This window comes from bacterium, from assembly GCA_018814885.1.
Lineage (GTDB): Bacteria > Krumholzibacteriota > Krumholzibacteriia > LZORAL124-64-63 > LZORAL124-64-63 > JAHIYU01.
The window spans coordinates 1-23,686 of the sequence record JAHIYU010000168.1 but is presented as its reverse complement, the minus strand read 5'-3'; the positions used below and the strand labels follow the sequence as shown (position 1 = coordinate 23,686).

The following is a 23,686-nucleotide window of genomic DNA, read 5'->3' as shown; positions in this document are numbered from 1 at the left end:
GGAGGCGTCGGGAACGTCCACCACCCCCGTCAAGGCGTTGCGATCAAGACCAGTTGGTAGGTTCTCGCGGTGACGTGCCCCGCCCGGTCGGAGACCGTGATCTCCAGCCGATGCGCGCCGGGCGGCGTCGCGTCGGGCAACTCCACGAGCAGGCGGTCGCGTGGCGGATCGGGCTCGGCGATCAGGGGACGTCCGTCCAGCGACACCCTGATCGACTCCGTGTCGATGCCGGAGCCCAGATCCTCCGTGCGGATGGCAAACACCTCCCACGTCGGCGCCGAGACAGCCGCGACACGTGACGGTGCGACGCGGCGCACGAGGCCCTCGTCCGGCCCCGGTCCCAGATATGGGGCGTTGCGGTCCAAGAAGAGGGCGTAGCGGCCGGCCTCGTGGGCGTCGAAGACCCAGGCCGCGCCGAGGCGGCGGGGCACGCCGGCGGGATTCCAGTCTTCGCCTCGATCCTGCATGTAGACGCCGAGTTCCGGCGGCAGGATGTCCGGCAGCGCCGCGGCGAGGGGGAAGGCGACGCCTGCGCGGGCGCTCCAGTCCGGGGCGACGACGCGCGCGCTCCAGCCGAGGGCCTCCAGACCCTGCACCCGCCCGGCGGCAAGACGCTCGAGCGCGGTCAGGCTGTCCGGCGCCAGGGCCGACGGCCCCCCGTCGAGCAGCCCTCCGTCGCCGATCTCCGCCGGTTTCACCACTTCCCCGTTCGCCTCGAGGAACGGGGTCAGCCAGCGCCGCGGCCCCTCACCGTCCCACGGCACCTCGACCCGCACGGGATCCTCGCGCCAGGACGCCGCCGAGGCGGGCGGATCTCCCGGTTCCTCCGGGGAGACGAGCAGGGTCCAGAAGACTTCGCTGTCGTTGCCGGCGCGGTCCGCGGCGGTCACGCGCACCACGTGCTCGCCCGGCGTGAGCACGGCCGGATCCAGGCTCCAGCCCTCCCCCCGCCGCCCCGGCAGGACATCGCCTTCGCGCCGCATCAGCCAGCGCTCGTGCCAGCCGGGCTGCTCCAGCCACTCGAGGCGCATCAAGTGTTGCAGCGCGAAGTCGTAACCGTCGTTGCGCGATTCGAAGACCAGCGAATCGTCGAGGGAGACAGCCAGCCGATAAGGCTCCAGCCGAAAGCCCATGATGTCCGAGGTCTCGAGGATCTGGGCGGAGAAGGCGACCCGGCCCCGGATCCGCAGACGGGGCAACTCCCCCGACAACGGGTCGCCGCTGACCGAGCGGGCGGCCAGCCCTCCCTCGACGCGCGACAGCGGGGACGCCGGCATGGCGCGGATCTTCAGGATCGTCGGCGGCAGGGTATCGGGAACCGAGAAGCCGTGGGCCTGCGGGTCGAGCGGCCGGTTCTCGGCGTCGCGCACCTCGAAATGCAGATGCGGACCGGCGGCGCCGCTCTGGCCCGACAGGGCGAGGATCTCGCCCCGGCTCACCTCGTGCTTGCCGGCCGGGAAGTGCAGCGTCACGTCGTAGCGCCCGCGGCGGGCCTGGGCGCGGCGCACCTCGGAACGCCACCGGTCGCCGATCCTCTCGAGATGCGCGTAGACGTAGGTGCGCCCGGAAGCGCCCCGCAGGTAGAGGGTCTTGCCGTATCCCGCCGGCGAGACGCGGATGCGGGCGATCCACCCGTCCTCCGCAGCCAGGACGGGAAAGCCCGTCCGGCCCTCGGTCTTCAGATCCAGGCCGGCGTGGAAGCGTCCGGAGCGGTGCTCCATGAAGTTCGAGGTCAGGTAACGCGTCTCCAGCGGCAGGGGCCACGACGGTGCGTCCGGGATCGCACTTGCGAGCGCCGAGGCCGCCGCGGCGGCCAGCAGGGTCGGGAGCAGGACGAGACTGCGATTCATGGCGCGGACCTCCGTGTCGGTTCGCAATCTACCATCGCCGCGGGCCGCCGTCCAGCCGGGGCCTGCGCGACAGGCGGTCCATGTCTTCGCGAGGCGCCGCGAGGCGGCAAGGGCCGGGTCAGGGTTTTTCTGGCTCCCGGAGCCGGGATATGCTATTTTAACAGTCCATAAACTGCAGGGACCAGGCCTCTACATCCCAGACACATGACTGGGTTTTTTTAGTGTCGGCGAACCGGTTCCGGGCCGGCATCGTGTTTCACGAGGAGATTCGAGATGTTCAAACTGCTGCGGTCGCGGGCGAAGTTCTTCTACTGGATCATCGCCGTCTCCTTCATCCTGTTCACGTTCATCGTGTGGGGCGCGCAATGCAACCGCCAGGACAACTCCCGCAAACAGGGTCCCACCTGGGTCGGTTCGGTCAACGGCGTGAAGATCACCACCGGCGAATGGGACAACACCTACCGCAACTATCTGGCCCGGATGCGCAGCGCATACCAGACCAGCTCGCTGACCACCAACCAGCGCGCCCAGGCCTCCGAGACGGTCTGGCAGGGCCTGGTACGCACCAAGCTGGAGGACGAAGAGATCGCCCGCCTCCGCCTCACCGTGGACGACGCCGAGATCATCGATGTCCTGAAGAACAATCCGCCGCCGGATCTCCTCGCGCAGTTCACCACGGCCGAGGGCGAAGTGGATCTGGACGCCTACCACGCGGAGCTGGCCAACCCCCAGCGGGACTGGACGGGAGTCGAGGCCTACCTGCGCGCCATGCTGCCCCGCCAGAAGCTCGCCGAGTCTATCGCCGCCGGTGTAACGGTATCCGACCAGGAGATCCGGGACGAGTACTACAGGCGGAACATGAAGGGCATCGCCGAGTACGTCGCCGTGCTCTTCAAGGACCTGACCATAGACGAACAGCCGACAGCGGAGGAGATCGCCGCCTACTACGCCGAGCACGAGAGCGATTTCATCGAGCCGGAGAAGGTCTCCGTGCAGCTGGTGACCTTCCTCAAGGATCCCAGCGAGCTGGACGACAGCGAGGTCCGGGAGCTGGCCCTGGAAGTGCGGCAGGAGATCCTGGACGGCACCATGGACTTCGAGGAGGCGGCCGCCATCTATTCCGAGGACGGCACCAAGGACGAAGGCGGCGACCTCGGCACCTTCGACCGCGAACGCATGGTCGACGAGTTCTCCGAGGCGGCCTTCGCCCTGCCCGTGGGCGAGCTCAGCGGGCCCGTCAAGACCCAGTTCGGCTACCACCTGATCGAGGTTCTCGAGCGCTTCGAGGAGGATGGCGAGGTGGCGCGCGTACACGCCCGCCACATCCTCTTGAAGATCACCGCCGGCGACGAGACCCTCACCGACATCTACGAACGCGCCCAGGCCTTCCGCAAGGATGCCCTCGACATCGGTTTCGCCGAGGCCGCCGAGGATGCGGCGCTCGAAGTGCTGCACCCCCGCCCCCTGCGCGAGGGCAGCGACATCCCCGGCTTCCGCAACACCATCCCGGGGACGATGTTCGCCTTCAGCTCCAGCCTTGGCGACATCGGCCGCGTGATGGAGACCGAGGAGTTCTTCTACGTGATCGAGAACCTGGAGTACCTGCCCGAGGGGCCCGCTCCCCTGGCGGACGTCGAGTCGGCGGTCATCGCTAAGATCGGCCGCGCCCGGAAAAGCGCCCTGGCCGAACAGAAGCTCGCCCCCGCCGTGGCCGCCCTGCAGGCAGGCGGGGCATTCGACGGTGTCGCCGCCGAGTTCGGCCTGACCCACGCCGTGACCGACACCTTCACCGCCACCGGGAACATCCAGGACGTGGGCTTCAATTCCGACTTCAACCGCGCCGCCCTGGACAACGAGCCTGGCGTGCTGGTCGAGAAGGTGGAGACGAACCGGGGTATCTTCGCCATGAAGGTGCTGTGGAAGTCGGCGTTCGACGAGGCCGCCTTCGCCGCCGAGGCGGCCTCCATCCACGACTCCCTGTTCGCTGCCCGGCAGAACGAGGCCGTCGAGAAGTGGTACCAGGACAAGTTGGCCACAGCCAAGGTCGACGACCGGCGCTATCTGCTCTACGCCGATTGAGCGGAACGATCGGCACCGCGCTCGAGCAGAGGGCCTCCCCCGGCGGGGAGGCCCTCTGCATTCGCGGCGCCGGCTGAGATTCAATCGTCGCCGAAGGGATTGCGCGGCTTCTTGCGCTCGAAGTCCCCGAGCCCCTTGTCCATCTCCTTGAACTTGTCGCGCCGGCGGCGTTCGTGCTCGCCCTCGGAGAAGAGCCGGGACATGCGTTCGGCCTCCTCCTGCTTGTGCTGATCGAACTCGGCGAGTGCCTCGTCCATGGCGGCCTGCCGCGCGTCGCTTTCGAGCCCGTCGAGCAGGGCATGGTCACGGACCTCGAGATGATTCTCGTAGGCGCTGGTCACCAGCTTGACGATGCCCGCTTCCTGGAGAGCCAGGGTCTGTAGGCGTACGGTCTCCGGCGCGAGGCCCAGCAATTCCGCCACCTGTTCGGGGGTGGGCGGTCCGTTCAGCTTGTACGCCAGGACCCGGATGGCCGCGACCACCAGATGCCCGTCTTCACGCGTCACTTTCGACATCTCGCCCCCTTTCGCCTGCCGGGCTCGACTATGCACGACGCCGCGGGCTCAGGCAACGATCTTGGCGTCGAACCGTCAACCCTCCGTCTCGGCCCTCTCGCGGATGAGCCGGGTGAGCCGCGCGATGCGGTGCCCGTCGCCCAGCGCGCGGGCGTGGGTCAGGGCCCGGCGCAGGTCACCCAGGCGATGTTCGCAGAGGATGGCCGACTCGTGATGCAGCCAGGGATCCGCCCCGTGAGCATCGCCCGCCCGTTCGAGCAGCCGGGCGACCAGGGACCAGTCCCGCGTCCGCTTCATGATCCTGACGGCATCCACGAAGAAGGGACGGGGGGCCATCGCGAGCCTTGCCCGGGCGACAGCCTCGGCCATCCAGAGGCCCTCGTGGACCCGGTCGCCGCGGGTCTCGCACAGGCGAGCCAGGGACCAGGCGTCCTGCCAGGGCACGGCCGGGACCGGCAGCCGCGGCTCCACCAGCCGCGCCTGGGCCAAGGCCTCGCACAGGATGGCCGCCATGCCCGCCACGTCGCGCCGGTTGTGCTCTATCACCGCACGCAGGGCCCCGTTGCGTCCCTGACGCACGAAGGAGAAATAGGCCTGGGGAATGAGGGAAGCGTCGATGTCGCCGGCGCCGCGGCGCACGCCCGCGATCCGGGACTCGACGGTCTGCTGGCGACAGTCCGGCAGTCTCCGCCCCCAGAAACGGCGTGACACCGGCAGCAGGTCCCAGCTGACCAGGTCGTCCAGCAGTCGGCGACGTCGGGCCAGGATGCCGCGCGTTTTCAGCAGGGGCAGATCGAAGGTCTGGCCGTTGAAGGTCACCACGACCTTGAAGCCGGCGGCCAGTCCGGCGAGTTCGGCGAGCATGGCCCGTTCCGCCGACGGCGATGGCAAGAAGTACTGCTCGACGCTGAAGAAACCGTGCCGCCACCAGCCCAAGCCCACCAGGAAGGGCAGGGTGCCCGTGCCCCCCGCCAGCCCCGTGGTCTCGGTATCCAGGAACAGCAGATCCTCCGCGGCGAGCTCTTCCGGAGCCCGGTGCGTCGTGACCCTGTTCAGCGTCCCGAGCCGCGCCGGTGGCGCTGGCTCCTGCGCCTGGTGTGCGCACATCCAGACGGTTCCCGCGGCGCCGGTCCTCGGCGTCAGGCCCAGGTCCCGCGGATCGCCCGCTGGCGACGCCTCGTGCGGCGCCGGTGTCGCCCCGGCCTGTCGCCGATCGAGCCTGGCCAGCCGCTCGCGCAGGTCCATCAGGGCCGTCCCCGGCAAGCCCCGAGGATCCAGCGCGCGCCCTCGAGGGCCGTGTGGCCCGAATCGACCGGGGCGCCCACGCAGGAGGGGCATCCCCGCTCGCAGGGGCACGCCTCCAGGTGGTGGCTCGCCGCGGCGACGATCTCGTCGAACTGCCGGAAGATGCGCTTGGCGTAGCCCACGCCGCCCGGATAGGCGTCGTACACGTAGAGCGTCGGCTGGTCGGTGAACGGGGACTTGACCATGGGCAGCGTGTGCACGTCGGCCGGATCGGCCATCACGAACGCCGGCGCGACGCAGCCGATCAGGTGGGCGAGCCCCTTGAGGGCATCGCCGAGATCGAGCCTCGCGTCGGCCATCCGTTCGTGCAGCTCGCTCGGCAGCTCCCACCAGAAGCTCGTGGTGTGCATCTCCATCTCCGGCAGATGCACGCGGCCCGCGCCCACGTTCTCGTGGGTGCCCAGCTTGATCTTCTTGTAGACCGTGACCTTGCTCACCAGGCCGATCTCGCCCAGCCCCTTGCGGCCGAGCGCGTAGTCCTCGCCGCCTTCGTCGGCGAGGGTCTTCAGCTCGGTCTTGCGTTGCGCGTCGGTGTAGTGGTCCACCCGCACCGGCTTCACGTAGGCCTTGTGGCGGTCCCAGTCCAGCTTGTCCACGTGGTACTGCTGGCCGCCGTGGATGTAGATGGCCCCGTCGTGCAGCATCTCCTGGGCGCTGAACAGGTCCATCTCCCCCACGACCATCCCCGACGGTCCGGAGGCGTCGACGATGACCACGTTATCCGGCGCCGCGCTGCGCAGGCTCACGTCCTCGGCGGGATAGGTGTCCGCCATCCAGTGATAGGTGTCCGCGTCGCGGTGCAGCACGCCCTGCGCCGCGAGATAGTCCAGCGCTTCGGTCACGCCCGCGCCGCCGTATTCCTCGCCGGTGTCGAATGGCAGTTCGAAGGCGGCGCACTTGAGGTGGCTGAGCAGGATGATCAGGTTGTCCGGATCGACGCTGGCGTGCTCGGGCCGACGCCCGAAGAACCAGTCGGGGTTGTTGATCACGTATTGATCCAGGGGATTGCTGGTGGCGACCAGGATCGCGACGCTCAGGTTCTGGCTGCGGCCGGCGCGGCCCGCCTGCTGCCAGGTGCTGGCGACGGTGCCGGCGTAACCGGTCATCAGGCACACGTCGAGTCGCCCGATGTCGATACCGAGCTCCAGCGCGTTGGTGCTCACGACCGCGCGCACGCTGCCGTCGCGCAGCCCGGTCTCGATGGCGCGCCGCTCGGTGGGCAGGTAGCCGCCGCGGTAGCCGCGCACCTCCCCGCTCTTGATGCCGATGCGGCGACCGGCCCGCTCCAGGTAGGTCAGTAGCAATTCGACGCGCATGCGCGAGCGGGCGAAGATGATCATCTGGGCGCCCGTGCCCAGGAAGCGTTCCGCCAGGGCGCGGGTCTCCTTCAGCGCCGAGCGCCGGATCCCCAGCTCCCGGTTGACCACGGGAGGATTCGTGAAGATGAAGTGCTTCTCGCCCCTCGGCGCGCCGTTGTCGTCGAGAACCGTCACCTCGCACCCGGCCAGACCCGCGGCCAGCTCGCCGGGGTTGGCGATGGTGGCGGAGCAGCCGATGAAAAGCGGATCGGACCCGTAGAAGGCGGCGATGCGCCGCAGCCGGCGCAGCACGTTCGCCACGTGGCTGCCGAAGACGCCGCGGTAGTGATGCACCTCGTCCACGACCACGTAGCGCAGGTTCTCGAACAGCTTCACCCAGAGGGTATGGTGGGGCAGGATGCCCTGGTGCAGCATGTCCGGGTTGGTGACCACGATGTGGCCGCTGCTGCGGATGGCCCTGCGCGCGGGCTCGGGCGTGTCGCCGTCGAAGGTGTAGGTCTTGATGTCGGCGCCGAGATCCGTGATGACGCCGTGGACCTCGTGCATCTGGTCCTGGCTCAGGGCCTTGGTCGGGAACAGGTAGAGAGCGCGCGCCTGGAAATCGCGCAGCATGGCGTCCAGCACGGGCAGGTTGTAGCAGAGCGTCTTGCCCGAGGCGGTGGGCGTGACCACGACGAAAGGCTCGCGCGCGGCCGCCAGACGCACCGCGGCCGCCTGGTGGCTGTACAATTCGGGGATGCCGCGCCGCTGCAACGTCGCGACCAGGTCGGGGTGGAGCATCTCGGGATAAGGCTCGGTGCGGGCGGGGAACGGGGCCAGCACCTCCCAGCGGGTGACGTTGCGCAGGAAGCTCTCGTCGGCCTTGAGGCGGTCCAGGAGCTGCGACAGGTTCAAGGTCCGCCTCCGTGCGCGGTCCGGTTCATTCCTTCTTCTCGTCTTCGTCCCGGGCAGACGCGTCGATCTCCCGCTTCACCTCGTCCTGCACGTCCCGGGTGGCCTTGCGGAACTTCTTGATGGAAGCGCCGAAGGATTCCGCTATCTCGGGCAGGCGGCGGGGTCCGAAGACCAGCAGCACGACCAGTCCGATCACCAGCAGTTCCGGCCAGCCCAGACCGCCGAAGAACGCAAGAAATGGTGTCATCTTTCCTTCTCCCTGACGGGCCGGTCGCTCAACGGTACCAGCGCAGGATCTGCGAGGCCACGAAGACGCCGATCACGCTCATGAAGTTGAAGTGCAGCTTGAAGCCGAACGTGATGTCCAGGACGACCAGATCCCAGTGGTTCAATTCGGGCCCGAAACTGACCGAGCGCACGAAGAGCTGCTCGGCCACGGAGCCTTCCTCGAGGAACAGCCCGATGACCTGGCTCAGGATGGCGCCGATGAGCATCCCCAGAAACAACGTCAACAGCACCGTTCCCATCGATTTACGCATTCGGTTCTCCTTGGACTCTGCGCGCGAACCAGATGTCCACTATATCCCCACTGCCTGGCCGATTCCAAGGGCTAATGCACGTCAGAAGGACAGCAGGGCGCCGCGCAGGCGGTCGTGGTCGGCTCCCAGCACCAGCACCGCATCCTCGGTGGCACGGGGATCGTGCTCTCGCAGCACGACGGGGTCGCCGAGGCGCGCGGCGAGAAACGCGGCGCGTTCTTCGCTGAGACGCCTGTTGATCAACAGCGACCTCGCGAAGCCGGCGTGGGGGGCGTTGTCGATCCTGTCGGCCACGCAACCGGCGCGACCGGCCAGGAGGCTGAAATCGCCGGCTAGATCGGACTCCGCGGTGCCGTTGAGGATCACCAGGTGGACGACTCCCCCCGGCACGTCCGCGACCTCGCCGCCCGGTCTCGACGCCATGGCCGCCGGGACACCGGCATGGTCTGGCGGGCCGGCCTGCCGCGGACCGCCGTGGGTGGCCCACACACCCACCGAGATGGCGCAGGCCAGGACGACCAGCAGGAGGATCAGGCGGAGCGTGCGCATCAGAGTCCTTTTCCCTCCAGCGCCTTCGTGAGCGCCGGCCGCAGCCCCGCGAAGGAGTCATCCAGGGTCTCGGGGAGGATGCGGGTGTCGCCGACGACGGAGATGAAATTGGTGTCGGCGGACCACCGCGGCAGCAGATGAACATGGAAATGGGCGGGGATACCCGCGCCGGCGGCGCCTCCCCCGTTGTACCCGCAATTGATGCCGTGAGGCCGGTAGACCTCGCGCACGGCGCGTTCGACCGCCTGCATCAGAACGGCCAGGTCGACGACCTCCTCGTCGACGCATTCGCTCAACGCGCCCAGGTGGCGATTGGTGACCAGCAGCACGTGCCCGCTGTTGTAGGGGTACCTGTTCAGGATCAGGAACCAGTGGCGGGAGCGGTGCAGGATGTAGTTTTCCTCGTCTCCGCCGTGGAGGCAGTTGCAGAAGATGCAGCCGCCCGCCTCCTTGTCGCTCCTCACGTAATCCAGACGCCATGGCGTGTATAGCCTGTCCATGCGTTCTCCCTAGCGCGCCCTCAACAGGTCGTCCGCCGCCTTCAACTCGGCGACGGTGTTGATCCCCACGACCTCGTCCGGGTCGGTGATGGCCACCGTCTGCACCGGTTTCCCGGCGGACACCAGGTGCGCGATGGTGTCGGTGAGATAGTACTCGCCCTGGTCGTTGTCGGCGGACAGCCGGGCCAGCGCCTCGCACATGTCCGCGGTGCGGTAGCAGAAGACGCCGGTGTTGTACTCCCCGACGGCCAGTTCCGCCGCCGTGGCGTCGCGCGCCTCCACGATGCGCGCCAGGTTGCCGTCTGCGTCCCTGATGATGCGCCCGTAGGCGCCCGCGTCCGCGACCCTGCAGGTCAGGACCGAGGCGCTCGCCCCCGCGGTCACCGTCTCGTCCACCAGGCGGCGGATGGTCCCGGCCCGCAGCAGGGGGACGTCTCCGGCCAGCACGACCGTATGACCGCCGGAGAGCAGGGCCGGCACGGCGACCTGTACCGCGTGGCCGGTCCCCTGCTGCGGCTCCTGCAGGACGAATTCCAGATCGTCCGCCCCGCAGGTCCGCTTCACCAGCGCGGCCTGGTGCCCCACCACCACGACGATGCGGTCGACGGCCGCCCCGCGCACGGCGGCAAGCACGTGCTCCAGCAGAGGGCTCCCGCCGATCCGGTGCAACACCTTCGGCAGGTCCGACTTCATACGCGTGCCCTTGCCCGCGGCCAGGATCACCGCCTGCAGGATCGAATCGCCCCCTTTCAACTTCGCTCCTTCCGCACGCTTGCCCGGGGCTGCAGCAGCGACGATTCCACGACGCCGGCGGCCCCCACGTCCAGTACGAGGTTGTCGATCAGGCGCGCGGGACCCACACGAGCCGCAACGGCGAGGATCACCTTGCCGTCCAGGCGCTCGTGATGCGAGAGGTCCGGCAGCGCGCGTATCTCCGCGTAATCTACGGTATCCGTGTCGGCGAGGTGCAGCGCCAGTTGCTCCTCCAGCGCTCCGGTATCCCGCTCCCCGTCGGCGATGAGCCCACGCACCGCCTCGAGCCCGTGCCAGAGGCACGTCGCCCGCCGCCGCTCCGGCGCGCTCAGATATCGGTTCCGCGACGACATGGCGAGTCCGTCTTCCTCCCGCCGGGTCGGCGCGTCGACCAGCGCGACGGGAAAATCGAGATCGTGGACCATCTCGTCGATCACCAGACATTGCTGGGCGTCCTTGCGGCCGAAGACGGCGATGTCCGGACCGACGAGGTTGAAGAGCTTGGCCACGACCGTCAACACGCCCTGGAAGTGGCCGGGGCGCTGTGCACCGCAGAGCACCCCCGCCCGGGGGCCCGGGCGGACGGTCACGCCGTCGGGGGCACGGTACATCTCCTCGACCGACGGCGCGAAAACGGCTGCCGTCGCGTAGTCGGCCAGGGCTGCCAGGTCCATGTCCAGGTCGCGAGGATACCGCGCGAAGTCCTCGCCGGGTACGAACTGGGTCGGATTGACGAATATGGAGACGACGACCTGGCCGAGTTCGCCGGCCCTGCGCACCAGGCTCAGATGCCCTTCGTGCAGAGCTCCCATGGTGGGCACCAGAACCACGGGGCCGCCAGCCCGCAGAGCCGCGAGCCGCTCCAGTTCGCTGCGCGTGCGGATCAAATCCACTGGACTAACCCTGCTCGCCGTTGTCGCAGGATGTCAGGTACCCGTGCTCTTCATCAAGTTCGGGAGGGGACGAATGGGTCGGCTCGGCCTCGGACGTGTTCGAGAGCGTGCTCTCGGGATGCGCATTCTCGTCGGAGAAACAATGCTCGGCAGCCGGGAAGGCCCCGCTGCGCACGTCTTCGCTGTAGCGCCGTACGGCTTCCACGGCCTGCTGTCCCAGTTCGGCGTACCTCTTGACGAACTTGGGGCGTATGCCTTCGAAGAGGCCCAGCAGATCATGGAAGACGAGGATCTGGCCGTCGCAATCCGGGCCGGCGCCGATGCCGATCGTCGGGATGTTGACCTGCTCGCTGATGCGCCGCGCCAGGGAGGCCGGCACGCATTCCACGACGATCGAGAAACAGCCGATCTCCTCCAGAAACACCGCTTCGTCCAGCATGAGATCGGCGGCGCCGTGTCCGCGTCCCTGCACCTTGAAACCACCCAGCTTATGGATCGACTGGGGCGTGAGGCCGATATGGCCCATGACCGGGATCTCGGCCGCCAGCAGGGCTTCGATGACGGGCCCGCGACGCCGGCCGCCCTCGACCTTGACGGCCGAGGCGCCCCCTTCCTTGACCAGACGGATGGCGTGCCGCACGGTCTCGCCCGGCGACACGTGAAAGCTGCCGTAGGGCATGTCGGCAATGACGGGCAGGCCGGGACGCGAGCGCGTGACGGCGGCGCAGTGGTGCACCATGTCCTCGATGGTCACCGGCAGCGTGTTCTCGTGGCCGAGCACCACCATGCCGACGGAGTCGCCGACCAGCAGGGCGTCCACGCTCCCCTCGCGGGCGATCAGGGCGGAAGTCAGATCGTAAGCAGTCAGCATCACGATCTTGCGTCCGTCCCGCTTGCTCTTCGTGAAGACCCGGAGATTCTTGGGTTTCTTCATGCGATCTCCCCTTACGGTTAGGCCGGGGCAAAAAAGCGCGTGCCCTGGAACGGCTCCTGAAGCAGCTCGAAGAGCTGGCTGAAATCGTGCGGTACGTTCACGAAGTCGAAGGCGTTCGTATTGACCACCAGCAGCGGCGTCTGCCGGTAGTGATGGAAAAAATAACTATAAGCGCTGTTGAGCGCATCGATGTAATCGCGATTCATGTCGCGCTCGAAGCTGCGCCCGCGGATGCTGATCCTCTCCATCAGGACATCCGTCGAGGCCTGCAAGTGTATCACCAGGTCCGGCTTGAGGATATGCTGCTCGAGAATCGTGGCGAGCTGGTCGTAGAGGGTCAGCTCGTCGTCGCTGAGATTCAGGTTGGCGAAGATGCGGTCCTTGGCGAAGAGGTAGTCCGAGATCACCGAGGTCGAGAAGAGATCGGGCTGCGTGAGCTTCTGCTGCTGGCGGTACCGGCTGAGCAGGAAGAATATCTGGGTCTGGAAGGCGAGGCCCGCCCTGTCCTGGTAGAACTTGGCCAGGAAGGGATTGTCCTCGACCACTTCCAGGTTCACAGCCGCGCCAGTACGGCTGGCCAGCAGCTTGGTGAGACTGGTCTTGCCGGCGCCGATCACGCCCTCGACAACGACATAACGCCAAGGCAGCACGCCTGATTCCTCCGGTGTCGTCAATCCACGGCGGCGACCGTCGACAGCAGCAGTTCCGGCCGACGGTGCGCGGTTCGGCCGTGGGCAGCGCGGATCATGGCACAAAGCCGTCCGACTGTCTGCCCCGAATCGGGCAGGATCAGAGCGGCGTCGAGTTCGGCCAGGGGCTCCAGCACGAAGGCCCGCTCGATCAGGCGAGCGTGGGGAATCGTGAGATCCGGCTCCCGCCACACGAGGTCGCCGTAGAGCAGGATGTCCAGGTCCAGGGCCCGGGGCCTCATGTGCGTCTCGCCAGTGCGTCCCCGGCCGCGTTCGATCAGTTTCAGGGCCGCAAGCAATGCCTGCGGCCTCAGCTCGGTCAAGAGGCAGGCACAGGCGTTGAGGTAGGCGGCCTGCGGCCCACCCGGGCCGACGTAGTCGCTCTCGTAGACCCCGCTGACCGCCAGCGTCTCGATGCGGGGATGGCTCGCGAGAGCGGCGAGTCCGGCGCGCAGCTCGGCCAGGCGATCGCCCAGATTGCTGCCCAGGCCGACGAACGCCCTCGTGCCGGGCCGATGGCCGCCTGCGTGCCCCTCCCCGCTCACTGGATGGATTCCCCGTTCTCGTGCCGGCGCCGCGACCTGCGCGTGGACCGCGACAGCATCTCCTCGCTCGTGCGGTCGATGGTCACCGACACGCTGCCCAGGAAGTTGCGGATGGGCGGGTTGGGCTTGTGGACGGTAACCGTGGCGGCCTCCAGCGAGAACTCGCGCAGCAGCGTGTCGCAGATGCGCCCGGCCAGGGCTTCCACCAGGTGGAACGAATCGCCGGCGGTCAGTTCCACGATGCGCTGATGCACCTTGGTGTAGTCCAGAGCGTCGGCGATGGCATCGCTCTCGGCGGCGAGCTGTACGTCGGTCCACAGCTCCACGTCGATCACGAACCGCTGGCCGAGCTCGCGCTCCGCCGGGTGCGCACCGTGGTAGGCGTACACGTCGATTCCCGTGAGTCGGATGCAATCCATCAAAGCCTCCGCAGCCTGGCGGCCGCCTCGTCGATGCGGTCGTCGGCGCTGGTCAAGGAGATGCGGAACCAGCCCTCGCCGCCGCCGCCGAAACCCGTGCCCGGCGTGACGACGATGTCCCGCTCGGCCAGGACCCGGCGGCAGAAGGAGAAGCTGTCCTCTCCCGCGGGCACGCGCGCCCAGACGTAGAAGGTGGCCCGCGCGTCGAAGACCTCGAGTCCGGCCGCCGCGAGCGAAGCCGCGATCACCTCGCGACGACGCGCATAGGGCCGCATCACCGACGGCATCAGCTCGTCACCGGACTCGCTCAGGGCGAATATGGCGGTTTCCTGCACCGCAGTAAAGGCGCCACTGTCGATGTTCTGCTTGACCCGCCCCAGGGCCGAGATCACCTCGGCGTGCCCCACCGCGAACCCGATGCGCCAGCCGGTCATGTTGAACATCTTCGAAAAACTGTGGAATTCGATGACGCGGTCGCGGTCCAGGTCCGCCACCTGCAGCAGCCCGGCCGCGGGCGCGCCCGACAGGACGACTTCGCGGTAGGCCGCGTCGTTGGCCACGACCAGGCCCGTCCGCTCGCCAACCGCCAGCAGAGCCGCGAAATCCGCCGCCGAGGCAACGGCACCGGTGGGATTGTGCGGTGAATTCACCAGCAGCAGCCGCGTGCGCGCGTCGGCCAACTCCTCGATCTCCGCGGGATCCGGCAGGAAAGCGCGGGCGAGCCGGAGTCGGTACGGCGCGGGCAAGCCGCCGGCGAGCAGCGTGGCCGCAGCGTACACCGGATAGCCGATGTCCGGCACGAGCACGCCCTCGCCTTCCGCCAGCAGGGCGAGGGGCAGGTGCGCCAGTCCCTCCTTGCTCCCGATCAGGGCCAGCACCTGCGTCTGCGGATCGACGTCGACGCCCTGCCGTCGGTCCAGCCAGGCCGCGACGGCCTCGCGAAAGGCGGGCGCGCCGCGGTTGTCGGGATAGCGGTGGTTGGCGGCCCGGCGCACGGCCGCCGACATCACGTCCAGCAGGGGCCCGGGCGTGGGCAGGTCGGGGTCGCCGATACCCAGATCGATGACGTCACGGCCGGCAGCCACGGCCTCGCGCTTGGCGCGATCGATCTCGGTGAACAGGTACGGCGGCAGCTTGTCGAGTCTGGACATGGCGCTCCAGCGGTCTAGGGCTCGTTCGATGCTCTCGCGGACAGGGAAAGGCCCCGCACCGCGGATGCGGATACGGGGCACTCTATACCGGCGATGCGGCCGGAATCAATAACCGGCGTTCTCGCGCTGGAGACGGCGCCGTTCCTCGAGCTCGTCCTGGCGCGTCATCTCCTTGCGGGCATAGAATTGATAGTCGCCTGTGGCATTGGCGGCGACCCAGCGGAATTTCTCCTTGGCCTCCTGGTAGCGGCCGGCGCATTCCAGGGCCTTGCCCCAGCCATAGAAGAGGTAGGCCTTCTGCAGGTCGTCGGTGGCGTGGACGCCCGCTGCCTCCGCTGCGGTCAGGGCCTCGTCGCAACGTGACTGGGCGGCCAGGATCACGATGAGTTCCTCGGCGGCCTTGCCGTTGCCGGGTTTGATGACAAGATGCTGACGGTAGGCCTCGATGGCGGCGTCCTCCTGTGCCAGCTGGTGGCTGGACCGTGCCAAGTTCAACAGAACGTTGTCGCGGCGGCTGCTCTCGGGATTGTTGGCCAGGAAGGCCTTGCATTGATCGACCGCGCCCGTCCAGTCCTTGGCCTTCATCTTGTCTGCGATCACCTGGTAGCCCACGCTGCCGCCCGCCTGGCTGCCATACTCCTCGCGCTTGGCTTCGTAAAGCCTGGCCTCGGCCACGTTACCTACGCTGCGCTCCCGCTCGGCCGCCTTCTGGCATGCCTTGACGAGATTGGGCATCACCTTCTCGCGCAGGTCCGGACAGTTGTCCAGCACCTGTTCGTAGGCCTCGACCGAGCGCGGGTGATCATTCACCGCGCCGTGCATCACGGCCAGGTTGAACAGGATGGAGCAGTTGTCGGGATCGATGCGGTTGGCGTTCACGTAGGCCTGTCGGGCCTTGCGGTAGTCCTTGACCTTGGCGTAGGTCTTGCCCAGATCCATGTAGTCACCCGACTTGGCGTCCTGTCCGGCGACCTCGACCAGCTTCTCCTGGGTGGCCTGGGCGTCCTCGAAGCGGTCGGTGGCGTAGTAGGCCTTGCCCAGGTAGCGCAGGGAGTTGATGTGATCCGGGCAGATGGCCAGCGCGGATTCGAGCGAGGGGATCGATTCGGGCCAGTTCTTGGCCGTGATGAAGTCAGTGGCGACCGTGAAGGCGTGATCGGCCTCCTTGTACTGCGATTCCGGGCAGCCGGCGGCGGTCACGGTGTGTCCGAACAGCATGGCCGTGCCCACCATGAGGAACAGAAGCCAGGGGCGTTTAAAGGTTGTCCGTGGGCGCGTATCCATTGGCATCTCCCGACAAGGTGCTGGCTATGCGGATGGCGAGGGTCTTTCTCAAACTAGGGCGACAAAGCGGCCAGTAACATAGAAAAACGAGGCCGATGTGTCAATTACCGTCCCTGCCGCCATGACCAGAGTTGCCTGGCCTGCAGCGCCCGGGGTCCCCGAATCGAACTGATCTGCGACTGCAACTTCCTGTCAGTCAGAAAGTTCCCGCGGATCGAGGCACAGCGGTCCGGCCGCCTTCACGCCGGGCCCTCGAGATCGCCGGGACGATCGAAATCCCGGCGGATGCCCGCATCGGGAACGTCGACGAACCTGACCGGCGATCCGCACCGCCCGATCAGCGCGCGCATGGCTCCAGGATGATCATCGGGCGCCAGGCCCAGCCAGGGTCGTAGCGGAGTGACCACAGGATGCCCCCTGAGACCTTCGTGGAGTGGTACGATGATCTCGTCCGCCGCCGCCGCCGAGACGGCGGCTAGGAGGCCGAGGGTGGTATCCGAAACCAGCGGCAGATCCACGGGGTGGAACCAGAGATGCGTCGCCCGCTCCGCCAACCGGCGCACGGCGGCCAGACAGCTGGCGGCGGTGCCCCCGCCCGGTGGATGGAGGATCCAGTCGGTGACCATTTCCGCGGGGACGCAGGCCTCGTAGACCGGTCCCAGTTCCGGCAGGGTCACCACGGCCACCTCGTGCGCGGCACGACGATGGAGTTCGCAGATGCGGGCGAGGAAGGATTCACGTCCGCCGGGGACCAGACACGAGCCCTTGGGCCGACCCATGCGCGAAGAATTCCCCCTGGCCAGGACGACGGCCCAATCCCTTCTGCGTGTCGTCATGGCCGCTCCCGGGCATGCAAGGCGTAGGCGGTCCGCAGTTGCGGTTCCGCGCCGGATGCGCTCCCCAGCAGGACCAGGGGGATGCCCAGGTCGGACATGATGCGCTCCACGCAGCCGAAGAGACCGATGCTGTCCGTGCAGGCGTCCATTTCCAGCAACGCCGCCACGTGCGGCGTCGGGTCCTCCGCGCCCATCGCGCGCGGTGCGCACGCTCCCAGGAAGGAGACGACGCCGTCCCACGACCAGACCGGGCCGCGCTCACCGCGCGTGAGCCAGGCCGCGGGAACGGGCACGACGCCGGTGGCCGCCCCGGCCGGGGGCCTTCCCACGGCCGCGAGGCCCGACACGGTGATGACCAGCGAAGCACGGCGCGGCAGATCTGTTTCTGTTGCAGCATCGACAGCCGTCTCGTAGAGCACCACGTGGTCGGACAGCGTGAGAGGCGAGAAACGTACACCCTCCGGATCATCGCCGCCCATCCCGATCACCGCGACCGGTACGCCCTCCGCGGCGAGGACACGGCTCATCGCCCGGAGCAGATCGCTCCGGCCGCCGCCGCCTCTCACCACGATCACGTGACCGCCCGTGCGGGGCAGGAAACCGTGCCACTCGTCCAGGAAGGCGAAGTTCAAGCGTCCTCCTCCTGTCGGTGCAGCAACGCCTCGTACCATCTCTCGAGGGACTCGATCATATGCACATGGTTGAAATGCGCCTGTACGCGCGCGCGGCCCGCTTCCCCCCAGCGGCGGGCCAGCGCACAATCACGCATCACGATACTCATGGCCTCGGCCAGCGACGCCCGATCGCCGGGGGGCACCAGCAGACCCGTCCGTTCGTGAACGTTGACTTCCGCCACGCCGGTCGGCAGTTGCGTCGAGATGACGGGCAGACCGGCGGCCATGGCTTCGATCTGCACCAGACCGAAGGTCTCGCTGCGCCTGAGGCTGGGCAGGACGAGGGCCCCGCAACGGACCATCACGCGGCGCAGGTCGCCATCGTCCAGTTCGCCGTGCATCCGCACGCGCCCCTGCAGGCCGGGCGCGGATGCGCGGTCGATCAGCGTCTTCCACAGGGGGCCGTCGCCTACGATCTCGAGCCGCGCGTCGGGGATCGATTCCACCGCGTCCAGGAGCAGTTCCAGCCCCTTGTAGTAGACGAGACGCCCCACGAACAGGAACGGTCCCACCCCGGGACAGGTCGGCAGACGCCAGCCGGCGGCATCGATGCCGAAGGGTATGACCTCTACCTTGTCCTTTCTGGCCGACAGCTGGGACGATCTGTCCCGCAGACTGGCCGTCGAGACCGCAATGCCCGCGGCGCGATCCAGCAAATCGTTGAGCAGGGTACGCAACAAAACGGCACCCAGCTTCTGGCGCGTGATGTCGGCATGGTACCAGACGGTCAGGCGAGCCTCGCGCGGCAGGTAACGTCTGACGCAATACAAGGCTACGGCCGCCAGCGGGTTGGGCCAGTGGAGAGTGACGATCTCGGGACGGAACTCCGTGAAGAGGCGCTTCAGCTCGAACGGGAGCGACGGCGTGAACGGCTGCGAGGCGACGGTCGCCAGCGAACGGCAGCGGATCACCCGCCCGTGCCGGTCATCCCGCGCGGCCGCGGGGTCATCGGAGGCGGCGGCGGCGCCACCTGCAGCCGCCACCGACCAGAGGTCGTGTCCCCTGGCCTGCAGCCCGGCGCCGATGAGCCCGAGTACCGTCTCCATGCCGCCCTTGACGGGTGGATGGTATTTCCCTATCTGCACGATCCTCATGGTCGGTTCACAGTAGCTAAAGTATGCACTCCAGCCAACAGGAGTCTGTCGTACACACGCGCCTCGCGCAGCGCCGAAGCACGTGAAGCGGGTATCCCCTCACCCGTATACGAACAGGGCGGCCCCGGCTGGGACCGCCCTGCGTGCTTCATGGAAGCCGGGCTACATCATGCCCATGCCGCCCATGCCACCGCCCATGTCGTGCATCGGCGGGTGATCCTTCTCGGGCTCGTCACAGACACAGGCCTCGGTGGTCAGCAGCATGGCCGCGACGGACGCGGCATTCTGCAGGGCCGAGCGCGTGACCTTGACCGGATCGATGATGCCGGCGGCCAGCAGGTCCTCGTACTGCATGGTCGCGGCGTTGAAGCCGATCTTGGCGTTCTTCTCGTCGCGCAGGTGCGCCACGACCAGCGAGCCCTCCATGCCGGCGTTCGTCACGATCATGCGGAGGGGCTCCTCCACGGCGCGCGCGACGATGTCGCGGCCCACGGCGGCCTCGCCCTTGAGATCGAGGGCCTTGATGGCCTTGATGGTGCGCAGCAGGGCCACGCCGCCGCCGACGACGATCCCCTCCTCCACCGCAGCGCGGGTGGCGCTCAGGGCGTCCTCCACGCGGTGCTTCTTCTCCTTCATCTCGATCTCGGTCATGGCGCCGACGCGGATCACGGCCACGCCGCCGGCCAGCTTGGCCAGCCGCTCCTGCAGCTTCTCGCGGTCGTAGTCGCTGGTGGTCTCCTCGATCTGGGCGCGGATCTGGCCGATGCGCGCCTTGACGTCCGCGGTCTTGCCCTTGCCGCCCACGATCGTGGTGGTGTCCTTGTCGATGGTGACCTTGGTACAGTTGCCCAGGTCGGCGGTGGTGGTGTTCTCCAGCTTGAGACCGGCATCCTCGCTTATGACGCGGCCGCCGGCCAGCACGGCGATGTCCTCGAGCATGGCCTTGCGGCGATCACCGAAGCCGGGCGCCTTGACCGCGGCGACCTGGAGGGTGCCGCGCAGCTTGTTCACGACCAGCGTGGCCAGGGCCTCGCCGTCGATGTCCTCGGAGATGATCAGCAGGGGGCGGCCCATCTGGGCGACTTTCTCCAGGACGGGCAGCAGATCCTTCATGCTGCTGATCTTCTTGTCGTGGACCAGGATCACCGGATCCTCGAGATCGACCTTCATGGTCTCGGCATTGGTGATGAAGTACGGGCTCAGGTAGCCCCGGTCGAACTGCATGCCCTCGACCACGTCCAGCTCCATCTCCGTGCCCTTGGCGTCCTCGACGGTGATCACGCCGTCCCGGCCGACCTTTTCCATGGACTCGGCGATGATCTTGCCGATTTCCAGATCGTTGTTGGCGGAGATGGCAGCGACCGAGGAGATCGTCTCGCTGTCACGCACGGTCTTGGCCTGCTTCTTCAGGGCCTCGACGGCGGCCGCGGTGGCGGCCTCGATACCCTTCTTCATGAACATGGGATTGGCGCCGGCGGCCAGGTTGCGCATGCCCTCGTGAATCATCACCTGGGCCAGCAGGGTGGCGGTGGTGGTGCCGTCGCCGGCCACGTCGTTGGTCTTGCTCGCCACTTCCTTGAGCATCTGGGCGCCCATGTTCTCGAAGGGATCCTTCAGCTCGATCTCCTTGGCGATGGTGACGCCGTCGTTGGTGACCACGGGAGCGCCGAATTTCTTGTCGAGGATCACGTTGCGGCCGCGGGGGCCTAGGGTGATCTTGACGGTGTCGGCCAGTCTGTCGACACCCTTCTTGATCAGTTCGCGCGCCTCGGCGTCGTACTTGATCAGCTTAGCCATCGTTCCACTCTCCTTCTATTGAATAAAAAAACGCTCAGCTAGAGAATGGCGAGGATATCGCCCTCGCGCAGGATCAGGAAATCGTCGCCACCGACGCTCACTTCGGTGCCCGAGTACTTGCCGTAGAGAACGACATCGCCCTTCTTCACCTCGGGTTTGACGCGGTTGCCGTCGTCGGCCACGCGTCCCGGACCGACGGCCATGATCTTGCCCTGCTGGGGCTTCTCCTTCGCGGTGTCGGGGATGATGATGCCACCCTTCATCGTCTCGGCCTCCATGGGCTTGACGATGACGCGATCGGCCAGGGGCTTGATGGTTAAAGCCATCTCCATCGCCTCCTTTCCCTTCAAGTCAGTGATTGAATTGACATTTAGCGCATTAGCACTCTAACGATTCAATTGCTAAGACGGTGTTAAGATAGAGCATGTTCGGAAAGCTGCAAGAAAAAAAAACATCGCGCGCCAAGAACTGTCACATCACCGCCATAATGGCAGTTTTGTGATTGATTGAAGCTAGGACTTGCCATTATCCGCCGGATTTGTACTGTTGGCCCATCGCGCCAATCACCAGACCAAGACCGGAGCTTCGAGATGCCGCTGCCCCTCATCCTCCCAGTGCCCGCCGCCACGCTGTCCCGCTACGGCCTGTCCGAATTGCGCGACGATCTGCTCTCCCTCGAACCCGCGCGCGGCCTGGCCGCCGCGCGCGAGGCCGCCCTGCGCATCAATGAACTGCGCCGGGAGCGCGGCGGCGCCTGGGTGAGTGCCGGTCAGGTCCGCGCCCTGTTCGTCCTGGCCAGGTCGATGAGCGAACTGCTCGCCCGTTACGTGGCCGTGATCGATCCGGATCTCTGGGTCAAGGCCGCCGACCGGCTGGGCGCCTCGCTCGGCGCAGCCGAACGGAAGCGCCTGGGCGAGATCCTGTCGCGCCTCTTCCCGACCTGGACGGAGGTACTGGACAACGACGCGACCCCCGGCACAAAGGGTGGACAGGAACTTCAGGATAAGACCCAGCTCCTGCTGCTGATCGGTTTGCTGCGCGGCAATCGCGCCCTGGCACCCGTGTGCGACCTCATCGCGGTGCCCGAACTCGAGACCGGCGGCCTGTTCGACCGCGCCTGGGATACGCTCGGCCGACTGCTGGACGCCAGCCGCGGTTTCACGGAAGATGCCGGCAGCCTGGGCGAACTGTTGACACGGCCGCAACGGCTGGCCCCGGACGACCTGGCCGCGCAACTCAAGCTGGCCCACGAGGCCTGGAGCCCCTGGCTGCAGGAGACCGCCCTCTCTCTCCTGCTGGGCGCCGGCGAGTTGCACGAGGAACAGCGGCCGCGCTGCGAAGGCCCCGGACCCGCCCGGGTGATGTCCTTCGCCGACGCAGCCCGGGGCGACGGCGCCGGGCGCCGCGACGACGATTCCGAGGTGGCGCGCTACTCACCCGACCGCGACTGGATGCCGGAGCTTGTGCTGCTGACCAAGAACTCGCACGTCTGGCTGAACCAGCTCGCGCGTCGTCACGGGCGGCCCATCGCGACCCTGGACGCCGTGCCGGACGGCGAGCTCGACGAGATGGCGGCGCGGGGCATCACCGGCCTCTGGCTGATCGGCGTCTGGCAGCGCAGCCGGGCCTCGCGCGACATCAAGCAGCGGCGTGGCAACATCGAGGCTCTCGCCAGCGCCTACGCCGTGGACCGGTACCGCGTCGCCGACGACCTGGGCGGCGAGGCCGCGCTGGACGACCTGCGCCGCCGTGCGGGCGCGAGGGGCATCAGGCTGGCCGGGGACATGGTGCCCAACCACACCGGCATCGACAGCCGCTGGGTCCACGAGCACCCCGACTGGTTCATGGGCGTAGATCAGGCGCCCTTCCCGTCCTACCGGTTCAGCGGACCCGATCTATCCGACGACGCGCACGTCGCCATCCGGCTCGAGGACGGCTACCAGGACCACAGCGACGCGGCGGTCGTCTTCCAGCGGGTCGACCTGCGCACCGGCGAGACGCGCTACATCTACCACGGCAACGACGGCACCAACATGCCCTGGAACGATACCGCCCAGCTTGACTTCTTGAATCCCGCGGTCCGTGAGGCCGTCATCGGGGAAATCATCGCCGTGGCGCGGCGCTTCCCGGTGATCCGCTTCGATGCGGCGATGGTCCTGGCCCGCCGCCACGTGCGGCGTCTCTGGTATCCGGAGCCGGGCGCCGGCAGCGACATCCCGGGCCGCGCCGCGCACGCCCTGAGCCGCGCGGACTTCGATCGCGCCATGCCCCGCGAGTTCTGGCGCGAGGTGGTCGAGCGCGTGGCCGCCGAAGCGCCGGATACCCTGCTGCTGGCGGAGGCCTTCTGGCTGATGGAGGGCTACTTCGTGCGCACGCTCGGCATGCACCGCGTCTACAACAGCGCCTTCATGCACATGGTGCGCGACCTGGACAACGCCGCATACCGGCGCTCGCTCAAGAACGTGCTGGCCTACGATCCGGAGATCCTCCAGCGCTTTGTCAACTTCCTGAGCAATCCGGACGAGGCCACCGCCGAGAGCCAGTTCGGCAAGGGCGACCGCTATTTCGGCGCCTGCACCCTGCTGGCCACGCTGCCGGGGCTGCCCCTGATCGCCCACGGGCAGTTCGAGGGATACGAGGAGAAGTACGGCATGGAGTTCGCGCGGGATTACCGCGACGAGTCGCCGGACGACGGTTTCCTGGCGCACCACGAGCGGATGATCTACCCCCTCCTGCGCGAGCGGGCACTCTTCTCCGGGGCCGGCCGGTTCCGGCTGTTCGACGTGCTGGGCGACGACGGCGCGGTCGTCGAGGACATCTACTGCTGGACCAATGCCAAGGACGGACGGCGCGTGTTGGTGCTCTTCAACAACAGCGAAACGCGGCGCTCAGGCTGGGCCCGCATCTCCGCGCCCTGGCGCGACAAGGCGCAGGGCCGGTTGCTGACCTGCACCCTGGCCGAGGCGCTGGGCGTTCCCGGCGCCGGCGGCGGCGCCTGCGTGCTGACCGATGCGCGCGACGGCGCCACGCAGGAAACCCCGGTCGCGGAACTTCGCGACCGGGGCCT

General features: G+C 67.7%; 23 protein-coding genes. 2 read left to right on the top strand and 21 right to left on the bottom strand.

What is annotated here, in order from left to right:
* Positions 1-29 precede the first annotated feature (29 nt).
* The gene (locus KJ554_12800) at positions 30-1,850 is read right to left on the bottom strand and encodes a M23 family metallopeptidase (GenBank protein ID MBU0743213.1); all 1,821 of its coding nucleotides are present in this window, start codon (positions 1,848-1,850) and stop codon (positions 30-32) included.
* Between the two features lie 273 nt (positions 1,851-2,123).
* On the opposite strand from KJ554_12800, the gene KJ554_12795 reads away from it, so the two are divergent.
* On the top strand, positions 2,124-3,929 hold the full coding sequence (locus tag KJ554_12795) for a peptidylprolyl isomerase (GenBank protein ID MBU0743212.1): 1,806 nt from the start codon (positions 2,124-2,126) through the stop codon (positions 3,927-3,929).
* A gap of 80 nt (positions 3,930-4,009) precedes the next feature.
* Here KJ554_12795 and KJ554_12790 read toward each other — a convergent pair whose 3' ends face one another.
* From KJ554_12790 to groES, 20 genes are all read right to left on the bottom strand, one after another.
* Positions 4,010-4,444 carry a hypothetical protein gene (locus KJ554_12790; GenBank protein MBU0743211.1) on the bottom strand — a complete coding sequence of 145 codons (435 nt, stop codon included), beginning with the start codon at positions 4,442-4,444 and terminating at the stop codon, positions 4,010-4,012.
* 75 nt (positions 4,445-4,519) lie between these two features.
* Positions 4,520-5,689: a ribonuclease H-like domain-containing protein gene (locus tag KJ554_12785; protein MBU0743210.1), complete on the bottom strand. Its 1,170-nt coding sequence runs from the start codon at positions 5,687-5,689 to the stop codon at positions 4,520-4,522.
* On the bottom strand, positions 5,689-7,962 hold the full coding sequence (locus KJ554_12780; GenBank protein ID MBU0743209.1) for a DEAD/DEAH box helicase: 2,274 nt from the start codon (positions 7,960-7,962) through the stop codon (positions 5,689-5,691). The genes KJ554_12785 and KJ554_12780 overlap by 1 nt, the downstream gene beginning before the upstream one ends.
* A 25-nt stretch (positions 7,963-7,987) precedes the next feature.
* Complete coding sequence (gene tatA, locus KJ554_12775) at positions 7,988-8,209, bottom strand: twin-arginine translocase TatA/TatE family subunit (protein ID MBU0743208.1); 222 nt, start codon at positions 8,207-8,209, stop codon at positions 7,988-7,990.
* 28 nt (positions 8,210-8,237) lie between these two features.
* Complete coding sequence (locus KJ554_12770; protein MBU0743207.1) at positions 8,238-8,501, bottom strand: DUF4321 domain-containing protein; 264 nt, start codon at positions 8,499-8,501, stop codon at positions 8,238-8,240.
* Positions 8,502-8,582: 81 nt separating this feature from the next.
* Positions 8,583-9,050: a LytR C-terminal domain-containing protein gene (locus KJ554_12765; GenBank protein MBU0743206.1), complete on the bottom strand. Its 468-nt coding sequence runs from the start codon at positions 9,048-9,050 to the stop codon at positions 8,583-8,585.
* On the bottom strand, positions 9,050-9,550 hold the full coding sequence (locus KJ554_12760) for an HIT domain-containing protein (protein MBU0743205.1): 501 nt from the start codon (positions 9,548-9,550) through the stop codon (positions 9,050-9,052). The genes KJ554_12765 and KJ554_12760 overlap by 1 nt, the downstream gene beginning before the upstream one ends.
* Before the next feature lie 9 nt (positions 9,551-9,559).
* The gene (locus tag KJ554_12755) at positions 9,560-10,303 is read right to left on the bottom strand and encodes an NTP transferase domain-containing protein (protein ID MBU0743204.1); all 744 of its coding nucleotides are present in this window, start codon (positions 10,301-10,303) and stop codon (positions 9,560-9,562) included.
* The gene (gene panC / locus KJ554_12750; protein MBU0743203.1) at positions 10,300-11,196 is read right to left on the bottom strand and encodes a pantoate--beta-alanine ligase; all 897 of its coding nucleotides are present in this window, start codon (positions 11,194-11,196) and stop codon (positions 10,300-10,302) included. Before panC ends, KJ554_12755 begins: the two co-directional genes overlap by 4 nt.
* A gap of 4 nt (positions 11,197-11,200) precedes the next feature.
* Positions 11,201-12,130 carry a 3-methyl-2-oxobutanoate hydroxymethyltransferase gene (gene panB / locus KJ554_12745; GenBank protein MBU0743202.1) on the bottom strand — a complete coding sequence of 310 codons (930 nt, stop codon included), beginning with the start codon at positions 12,128-12,130 and terminating at the stop codon, positions 11,201-11,203.
* A gap of 17 nt (positions 12,131-12,147) precedes the next feature.
* Positions 12,148-12,780, bottom strand: a complete 633-nt coding sequence (locus tag KJ554_12740; protein MBU0743201.1) for a deoxynucleoside kinase — start codon at positions 12,778-12,780, stop codon at positions 12,148-12,150.
* A gap of 20 nt (positions 12,781-12,800) precedes the next feature.
* Positions 12,801-13,364: a 2-amino-4-hydroxy-6-hydroxymethyldihydropteridine diphosphokinase gene (folK, locus tag KJ554_12735; GenBank protein ID MBU0743200.1), complete on the bottom strand. Its 564-nt coding sequence runs from the start codon at positions 13,362-13,364 to the stop codon at positions 12,801-12,803.
* On the bottom strand, positions 13,361-13,783 hold the full coding sequence (gene folB, locus KJ554_12730) for a dihydroneopterin aldolase (GenBank protein MBU0743199.1): 423 nt from the start codon (positions 13,781-13,783) through the stop codon (positions 13,361-13,363). Before folB ends, folK begins: the two co-directional genes overlap by 4 nt.
* Positions 13,783-14,934, bottom strand: a complete 1,152-nt coding sequence (locus KJ554_12725) for an aminotransferase class I/II-fold pyridoxal phosphate-dependent enzyme (GenBank protein ID MBU0743198.1) — start codon at positions 14,932-14,934, stop codon at positions 13,783-13,785. The genes folB and KJ554_12725 overlap by 1 nt, the downstream gene beginning before the upstream one ends.
* A gap of 105 nt (positions 14,935-15,039) precedes the next feature.
* A complete protein-coding gene (locus tag KJ554_12720) occupies positions 15,040-16,152 on the bottom strand; it encodes a tetratricopeptide repeat protein (GenBank protein MBU0743197.1) in 1,113 nt (370 codons plus the stop codon).
* Between the two features lie 305 nt (positions 16,153-16,457).
* Entirely contained in the window at positions 16,458-17,054 is a 597-nt protein-coding gene (locus KJ554_12715) for an NTP transferase domain-containing protein (GenBank protein ID MBU0743196.1), read from the bottom strand.
* Positions 17,051-17,686, bottom strand: a complete 636-nt coding sequence (locus KJ554_12710) for a hypothetical protein (GenBank protein MBU0743195.1) — start codon at positions 17,684-17,686, stop codon at positions 17,051-17,053. The genes KJ554_12715 and KJ554_12710 overlap by 4 nt, the downstream gene beginning before the upstream one ends.
* Positions 17,683-18,813: a glycosyltransferase gene (locus tag KJ554_12705; protein MBU0743194.1), complete on the bottom strand. Its 1,131-nt coding sequence runs from the start codon at positions 18,811-18,813 to the stop codon at positions 17,683-17,685. Before KJ554_12705 ends, KJ554_12710 begins: the two co-directional genes overlap by 4 nt.
* A 171-nt stretch (positions 18,814-18,984) precedes the next feature.
* On the bottom strand, positions 18,985-20,619 hold the full coding sequence (gene groL, locus KJ554_12700; GenBank protein MBU0743193.1) for a chaperonin GroEL: 1,635 nt from the start codon (positions 20,617-20,619) through the stop codon (positions 18,985-18,987).
* Between the two features lie 38 nt (positions 20,620-20,657).
* A complete protein-coding gene (gene groES / locus KJ554_12695) occupies positions 20,658-20,945 on the bottom strand; it encodes a co-chaperone GroES (GenBank protein ID MBU0743192.1) in 288 nt (95 codons plus the stop codon).
* A gap of 477 nt (positions 20,946-21,422) precedes the next feature.
* On the opposite strand from groES, the gene KJ554_12690 reads away from it, so the two are divergent.
* On the top strand, positions 21,423-23,686 hold a 2,264-nt coding region (locus KJ554_12690; protein MBU0743191.1), incomplete at its 3' end, for an alpha-amylase.